We start from the raw sequence: 7,448 nt of genomic DNA on the forward strand, positions 1-7,448 counted from the left end.
CGAGACCGATCTTTCCCTCGTCGACCAATTGCAGCAGGGCGGTCACGGTAAATGTTTTGGTGACGCTGCCGATCCGGTGGTAGAAGTCGGTTTCCATCGGCGCTTTGGTTGCCGTATCCGAGACTCCTGCAACCTTGACGTAGTTGCCGTCGGGCCCCCAAATGCCCACCATCGCACCGGGAATCCCGGTCGAATTCACCGCTGCGTCGACGATCGAATCGAGCTGGTCGGTGATGGCAGAGTCCATGACCTTGTCAGTGGTGGATGTGGGATTGTCTGCGGATTTGTCCGTGCTGCAGCTGATTACAGCGCCGGCAACCATGGCGCTGCACAGGCCGACAAGCATGATGCGTCTTGCTCCGGTTTTCATGAGTCGAACTCTGCCTGTCCGAGGGCACTCACACATCGACCCCGGGTACGGCAGACGCAGTCCCCAGGTACCTCCTCAACCGGTACCGGGGGACTACGGAACCCTGGTCTGAACCCTTGACTTGGGTCAGAGCCCGCCGTTGAAGAACGCCGCCAGGGCCAGCGCGGGGTCTGCCGCGGTGCCCATATTTGCTACGCCGACAACGATCAATCCCAGCGTGAACAGTGCAGTGAGAAGACCTATCGACCCCGACATGAATCTCGTCCGTCGCTCGGATCGTGCCGTTCTCGCGAAGCGTGCCCACACGACCACAGTCACGGCCAGTGATATTGCTGCCGCGATCAGCGCGATCACCGCCATGGCCAAGTGATACCGCGCGAAGTCGCTGATCATCAGTTCGAGGGCGGGACTTTGCTGATTTCCGGTGCCCGTCGACTGAGCGAGCTGTTGTCGGACCTGCCCGACAGTTTCGGAGAGTGCCCCATCCGTCTGGGCCACGGGCAACATCGAGATCAGCGAAGAGAAGGGTGCAACGACACCTTGGATATTTGCCATCACGAGTACCGAGGAAAACATCGCGAGGAGCGTGACCAGCCCTCCCGCCGAGACGAATGCGAGTTTCTTTCCAGCCGTCAGAGGGCCGGCGTTCACGAACGACGCCTTGAGCATCCGGCCGAGTGCGAGCAGAACCGTCAGCAGGATTACCGCGATCACGGCCTTGGCCACGTGGTACCGCAGCCAGTAGTCGACAGCGGACTCCAAGCTCGGCGAGAAGGCTTGGACACCGGAACGCCAGTATTCGACGAACGCGGCGCGGACCGTCTCGACGAGTTCTCCCTGGTCTGCGTACCCATCACCCGGCCTACTCGTCAGCATGCCCGGGGCGAGAACGAAGGCAGCGGAGAAACCGGCGACCAACGCGATCAACGCGGCGATCTTGCGACCTGAGGACTGCGTCGAGCGCGACGGCCCCGCAGTGTTGTGCCGTGAAGAATTGTGCAGTGGGATTCCTCCAGCGTGATGAGCGATCATCTGGTCACCGTCCACAAAGTCATGTCACCGAGTGTAGAAATCGGTACACCGGACTTCATCGTTCGAGAGGATGATATTTCCGGCGACGGCGACGGCGTCCGCCCGCCCTCGCCGCTGCCGTCGACATCCTCCTCAGCACTCGACGACATTGACGGCGAGCCCGCCTTCACTTGTTTCCTTGTAACGCACGGACATGTCGTTTCCGGTTTGGCGCATGGTTTCGATGACGGTATCGAGGCTCACCACATGCGTCCCGTCACCGAGGTATGCGAGCTGAGCTGCGGTGACTGCAGTCGAGGCGGCTACGGCATTTCGTTCGATGCAGGGGATTTGGACCAGGCCACCAACCGGATCGCAGGTCAGCCCCAGATGGTGTTCCATGGCAATCTCAGCTGCATTCTCGATTTGTCGTGGTGATCCGCCCATGACAGCGCACAAGCCGGCTGCCGCCATCGCGCAGGCAGCTCCGACCTCGCCTTGGCACCCCGCCTCCGCGCCCGAGATCGAGGCATTCGCCTTGATGATCGATCCGATTGCGGCAGCGGTGAGGAGAAAGGTTCGAACGTCGTGAACGCCGGCGCCCGTAGCGCGTATGTGGTGATAGAGCACCGCCGGCACGATGCCCGCAGCGCCGTTCGTCGGAGCCGTTACCACGCGGCCACCTGCTGCATTTTCTTCGTTGACCGCCATGGCGTAGACGGTCAGCCACTCGCGTGAGGAGGGTGCGCAGTTACGTTGTTCCAGTTGAATGTTCGCAGACCGTGCTCTTCGGCGAACTCCGAGACGCCCGGGCAATACACCTTCGGTCTGGGTGCCGCGTTCGATGCATGTGCGCATCGCGGACCAGATCGCGTCGATGCCGGTGAATGCCCGATCCTGGCCGTGTATCGCGATTTCGTCCGACAGTGCCAACTCGGCGATAGTTACGGAGCCGCATTCCGCCAGTAGCTCTTTCGCGGTTCGATAGCGTGAGTTGATCGAATGCGCGCTTGCTTGCGTCTCCGTTCCGGCGCGCAGTACGAATCCGCCACCGATCGACAGATATATACTCGTACAGACGATTTCGCGACCGATGAAGGCGGTCAGTGTCATCGAGTTGGGGTGCCCGTGACGGCGAACGAGCGGCTCGAACACCATGTCCTCGTGAGTGAACACAACGTGCCCGAGTGAGCCGCCGACGAGCTTCACCGATCCGCCGTCCGAGAGCTCGGCCCAACGCCCGTGAACGTCGTTCGGCTCGCACGTTTCAGGATCCAACCCACGAAGTCCCGCGATCACCGCGTCGGGAGTGCAGTGCCCTATTCCGGTGGCGGCGAGAGAGCCGTGCAGATTGCAGCGAATTCGGTCGACCGACGCGGTCAAGCCGGCGTCGGAGAGCTCGCCGACAAAAGTGCGGGCGGCTCGCATCGGACCGACCGTGTGTGAACTGGAGGGCCCGATGCCGATGGAGAAGAATTCGAGCGCGGAAACATAGACGCCGGTGGTGCTCATTCGGCGCTCGTGACGGTAGTCGCTCCTGACTCGCGCTGGGCCGCAATCGTCAGGAGGTTGGAGCGCGAGTCCCCGGTGGCGGCTCGGATCACAGTGCGTGCCATTGCAATTGCTCCGTGCAGAACAGCTTCGTCGCCCGCTGCGGAGCGGGCATCAGCGGCAAACTCGATCGTGTGAGGAACTCCGGTAACGCCGCGTAACGCGATCATCGGGTGGATCGAGGGAACCACCTTCGACACGTTGCCCATGTCTGTCGAGCCGCCGGTCAGGGGAGTTCGGGCGGCCGCGGTGCGGCCCAGGCTCGCGATCTCCTCGTCCCAGATCGTCGCCAGCACGCGGTGTTGAACAAGCTCCTCGTAGCGCGGTTCGGCGCGTTCGGTCGACCAGGAGCAGTCGCTGGCCACAGCTGCGCCCTCGAAGCAGGAGAGCATACGACGCTTGGCGTCCAACAGCACGTCGAGTTCTGCGGCCCGAACTTCCGCTCGCACCAACGTCGAGGCCGGAATGATGTTTGTTGCTTCGCCGCCGTGCTCGACATAGGCGTTGAGCCTGACGTCGGACGGAAGTTGTTGACGGAGAAGTCCGATGGCGACCAAGGCGATCGTGGCGGCGTCGCCTGCGTTGATGCCCTTGTGTGGCGCAGCGGCCGCGTGTGCGGCTCTTCCGGTGTAGGTCACGTCGAACCGGTCGACTGCCTGCGTTCCGGTGACGGTGCAGCTGACGTCTTCACCTGCAGCGCCGTGGACCATGATCGACATCGCCGCCCCCTCCCATGCGCCACGTTCGAGCAGCAAGACTTTCCCGCCGCCATGTTCTTCGGCCGGCGTACCGAGAAGGACGACGGTCAGGCCGTGTTCCTCCGCGACCTCTCCGAGCGCGATCGCTGCTCCCAGTCCGGCAGCGGCGATGACATTGTGTCCACACGCATGACCGATGTCGGGAAGGGCGTCGTACTCGGCGCAGACGACGACGCGGAAGGGGCCGGAGCCCCGCACCGCTTCGAATGCCGTCTCGAGGCCGTAGGCGGCGCGAGTAACCGTGAAGCCGGCTTCCTGCGCGGCGTCCGCCAAGAGGGCCGACGCATGATGCTCTTCGAATGCCAACTCTGGGTGAGCATGGATGGTGTGGCTGACGTCGATGAGGCGTGATGCCCACTTCTCGATCGTGCTCGAAACCGAGTCTGTGCGGGTGCGGGTGTCAGCGATGGACATGGGTATTGGTTCCTTTCAACATCTTTGGTTCTCTGTGTCTTCGGATCGCGGTGTCTTCGGTTCTCAGCGTCTTCGGGTGCAGTTCTAGTGCCAGAGGCCCAGCGCGAACTCCGCGACGACCACGGAAAGTAGGTAAGAGGCGAGGATCGCGACGATTCCGACGGGCACGATCTTCCAGCCGATCGTCTTGAGCAAGGGAAGGTCCTTGCCGAGGCTGAGACCTGCGACAGTCAAGGTGAGGGTGCAGATCGAGAGAAAGTCGATAGTCCCGACGGTGCTCGAGACGAAATCACCGATGGGGGACCACGGTGTTGTCGCCAAGGCACCGATGGTGATGATTGCGATCATCGCCGCGATCTTGCCGCGGGTCAGGCGGGCCACGCCGACGCCCAGGAGCAACAATCCGGTGAGGATCAAGTAACCGACGATGATCGATCGAGATACGCCACCCGCTGCGATCGAAGAGACGATGACCCCACCGACGAACAGAATCGGAACGATGGTGGTCAGCGGCACGGTGACGCTCGGCGCAACCGCTCGTGGGGCAGTGTCGGCTTTCCGTTCGCTGGTCGTCTTCGAGCGCTTGGTGAGTGCGCCGTAGATTCGATCAGCAAGGGGGAGTGCGACATACATGCCGACATACACGCCGAGGAGGCCGGTGATGATGTTGGATGTGGCCGCCACGGCGAGTACCTGGTCGGCCATCTCGGGGTGCGCCGAAACGACGCTGGCGGCAGCGGCAGCCATCATCGAGCCGGATCCGACGCCGGCACCCATCGCCAACGCGAGGGGGTCGAAGATGTTGAAGGATGTAGCCAGTGACGCAATCAGGCTGATCAGCACGGCACCGAACAGAGTGCCGAAGACGTACATCGACAGGACTCCACGGTACTGGTCGGAATCGGGGCCGTAGCGTTCGCTGACCATCGCGAAGGAACCCTCGCGGTCGATGGAGAAGGATGCTCCGACGGTGGCCGGCCCCATCCGAAGGAGTACCGCCAGCGGGAGTGCGAGAGCGATAGTGCCGAACAAGTGCCCCAATTCCTGCAGTAGCAGTGCGGGGCCCGCCTCGAACAACAATTGGATGTTCGGGCCGATGGTGAAAGACAACCTTGCACAAAGCAAGAGAACAGCCAGGCCCATGATTGCCGAGGCCGCAGCCTGAAGGTCGAGGCCGAGTGGTTTCCACTTCTGGCTCGAGACGACACCGCCGGCAATCAGTCCCCACACCATGGGCAGGATCGTGATGGCGGCAGCGCCGACGGGAATCACTGCGGGGCCGATCAGTTGCGCGCCTGCCGCAAGCCCGAGGAGCAGAATCACCACGATCCACAGGCGTGGCGACCGCATGGCGAAAACGACTTTTTGCGTCGCGGTTTGATCGCTGACTGGGGAATCGTCATGCGAGACAGGGAATGCTTCGGTCATGTCGGTGTCTTTCTCGAGGGGGCGAACGAACGCAAGAAGTAAGGGTTCTCGAGGCTCAGGATTTGGTGGACTATTGATGTGATGAAGTTAGGATCGACGCGTTTCGATCCTGTTTCGGTGCAGCATTCTTTTGAAAGTGAGGTCCTCGGTGCAGGATCAGATGCTCAAGGACGACGATCTTCGGCTGTTGAACGCACTGCAGATCAGGCCGCGCGCGTCGTGGTCCGAGCTTTCACGCGCGATCGGTTCCGACCCGGTCACCCTGACCAGGCGTTGGGAGCGTCTGCACTCGCAAGGAATAGCGTGGATCGCTGCGTACCGTGGTGGACCCATCGTGTCGGCGACCGCACTTCTCGAGATCGAATGCGCACCGGCACAGACCATGAGCGTTGCCGAACAGATCGCGCACGATCCCGAAGTTCTCACAGTCGATCTCACAACCGGCAATCGGGATCTGCTCGTCACGCTCACCTGCACTGACCTCGATCAATTGTCCAGGTACGTGTTGGAGCGAACACAATCCCTGCCGATGATCACCGCGATGCGAACTCAGATCGTGTCCTCGGCGAACTCCGACGCGAGGAACTGGCGTCTACGTGCTCTCGATGCGGAAGAAATTGCCGCGCTCGAGTCGGCCCCGGCGGGAAAGATTCGTGGTGTACGCGCCGGCGAAGAGGAACAGTCGCAGCTGTTCGACATTCTTTCTCGCGAACCACGTGTCACCGTCTCGGCACTCGCTGCGGCCCTCGGAGTCACGCCGGCTCGCGCTGGGGCGCTCCTTTCTCACGAGCTGTCGACGGGGCGACTGGTCGTCCGCACGGAGATTGCTCGGCCCTACTCCGGCTGGCCGGTCTACGCCTGGTACTTCTTACGTCTCGACGGGCGAAAGGAGGCAATTGCTCAGCGTCTTTCGCACCTGCGTGAGGCGAGGCTTGTTGCTTCTACGATCGGCAGCTACGACATCGCATTGGCGGTGTGGCTGCGCTCGATCGACGACGTGCAGCGTCTGGAAGGTTATCTCGCCGAGCAGTTTCCGGGCGTATCCGTGGTGGACCGGTCGATCGTCCTGCGTACGCCGCATCACCTGCATCGGACGATCGATGTGTCGGGTCGAAGCATGCCGAAGCACGGGTGATCCGCAACTCGTTCGCGCGGGTCGGGTGCTCTCCGACTAGTTGGGGATCGCCACGTCGACGATCAAGCCGAAGTGATCGGAACCTTCGATCTCGATCCGCTCGAGTGACTTCGCCTGACCGCCCCGCAGAAGTACATGGTCGATGCCGACGATCGCGGGAAATTTCTTGTCCGCCGGATAGGTGCGCACGATGCCTACTCCCAATTGGTCTGCGGCATCGGAGTAGCCGACATCGAGGAGGTCACGGAATTGCTTGTGCGTGAATGTGGTGTTGAAGTCGCCACTGACGATGACGGTTTCCTCGGCGGCAGCAGCGTCGAGCGCGTTTCGCAAAGTGCTCAGCTCGGCAGTCCACACGTCGGGCGGGGTCACGTACGCCGGTCCGGGGTGAACCGCCAGAAGGGTGAACGAAGTTGAGAAGCCCACTTCGGCAACAAGATTGGTCGGTCCGAATCCGTTCAATTCCCGAGTGTCCGTCAGCGGATAACGGCTGTAAATACCGGCGCCACCCCCGCCGGCCTCGTCCGGTACCAAGTAGTGATGCGGCAGCAGTTGCTCGAGTCCTTGATCTCTGAGAGAGCCTTCGAGTGATGTGGTCAGTTCCTGAACCGTCAGGACGTCGACTGCCTTCTCGCGCACCGTCGCAGTCAAACTGGCGGGATCTGCCTGCCCGAAGAGAAGATTTGCTTGCATTACGCGCAGAGTCGGCCCGTCGATTTCGGAACTGTTTGCCACATACAGTGGACTGATCACCGACGCGCCCACCGCAATCAGTACCACC

The 7,448-nt window shown here is 61.9% G+C and carries 7 protein-coding genes; 1 reads left to right on the forward strand and 6 read right to left on the reverse strand.

Annotation, left to right across the window (positions count from 1 at the left end; all coding sequences use genetic code 11):
- The 5 genes from A2J01_RS11155 to A2J01_RS11175 all read right to left on the reverse strand — a co-directional run.
- Positions 1-370, reverse strand: a 370-nt coding sequence (locus tag A2J01_RS11155) for a serine hydrolase (RefSeq protein ID WP_156519245.1), incomplete at its 3' end; no start/stop codon positions are given.
- 126 nt (positions 371-496) lie between these two features.
- Positions 497-1,402 (reverse strand): hypothetical protein, encoded by a 906-nt coding sequence (locus A2J01_RS11160; protein WP_231915765.1) that lies wholly within the window; start codon positions 1,400-1,402, stop codon positions 497-499.
- A 132-nt stretch (positions 1,403-1,534) separates the two neighbouring features.
- Positions 1,535-2,893: an L-serine ammonia-lyase gene (locus A2J01_RS11165; RefSeq protein WP_064112699.1), complete on the reverse strand. Its 1,359-nt coding sequence runs from the start codon at positions 2,891-2,893 to the stop codon at positions 1,535-1,537.
- Positions 2,890-4,104 (reverse strand): amidohydrolase, encoded by a 1,215-nt coding sequence (locus A2J01_RS11170; protein WP_064112700.1) that lies wholly within the window; start codon positions 4,102-4,104, stop codon positions 2,890-2,892. Before A2J01_RS11170 ends, A2J01_RS11165 begins: the two co-directional genes overlap by 4 nt.
- An 84-nt stretch (positions 4,105-4,188) precedes the next feature.
- Entirely contained in the window at positions 4,189-5,532 is a 1,344-nt protein-coding gene (locus tag A2J01_RS11175) for a DUF3100 domain-containing protein (protein WP_064112701.1), read from the reverse strand.
- Positions 5,533-5,668: 136 nt separating this feature from the next.
- On the opposite strand from A2J01_RS11175, the gene A2J01_RS11180 reads away from it, so the two are divergent.
- The gene (locus A2J01_RS11180; protein ID WP_228402203.1) at positions 5,669-6,667 is read left to right on the forward strand and encodes an Lrp/AsnC family transcriptional regulator; all 999 of its coding nucleotides are present in this window, start codon (positions 5,669-5,671) and stop codon (positions 6,665-6,667) included.
- 36 nt (positions 6,668-6,703) lie between these two features.
- Here the strand turns inward: A2J01_RS11180 and A2J01_RS11185 are convergent.
- The coding region (locus tag A2J01_RS11185) for an endonuclease/exonuclease/phosphatase family protein (RefSeq protein ID WP_064112702.1) at positions 6,704-7,448 on the reverse strand (745 nt) is incomplete at its 5' end.

Origin of the sequence: Rhodococcus sp. EPR-134, assembly GCF_001647205.1 — a bacterium.
Taxonomy (GTDB): Bacteria; Actinomycetota; Actinomycetes; order Mycobacteriales; family Mycobacteriaceae; genus Rhodococcus_F; species Rhodococcus_F qingshengii.

Coding starts and splice junctions, on each gene's coding strand:
- A2J01_RS11160 (WP_231915765.1), bottom strand. CDS start 1,402: ATGATCGCTCATCACGCTGGAGGAATCCCACTGCACAATTCTTCACGG.
- A2J01_RS11165 (WP_064112699.1), bottom strand. CDS start 2,893: ATGAGCACCACCGGCGTCTATGTTTCCGCGCTCGAATTCTTCTCCATC.
- A2J01_RS11170 (WP_064112700.1), bottom strand. CDS start 4,104: ATGTCCATCGCTGACACCCGCACCCGCACAGACTCGGTTTCGAGCACG.
- A2J01_RS11175 (WP_064112701.1), bottom strand. CDS start 5,532: ATGACCGAAGCATTCCCTGTCTCGCATGACGATTCCCCAGTCAGCGAT.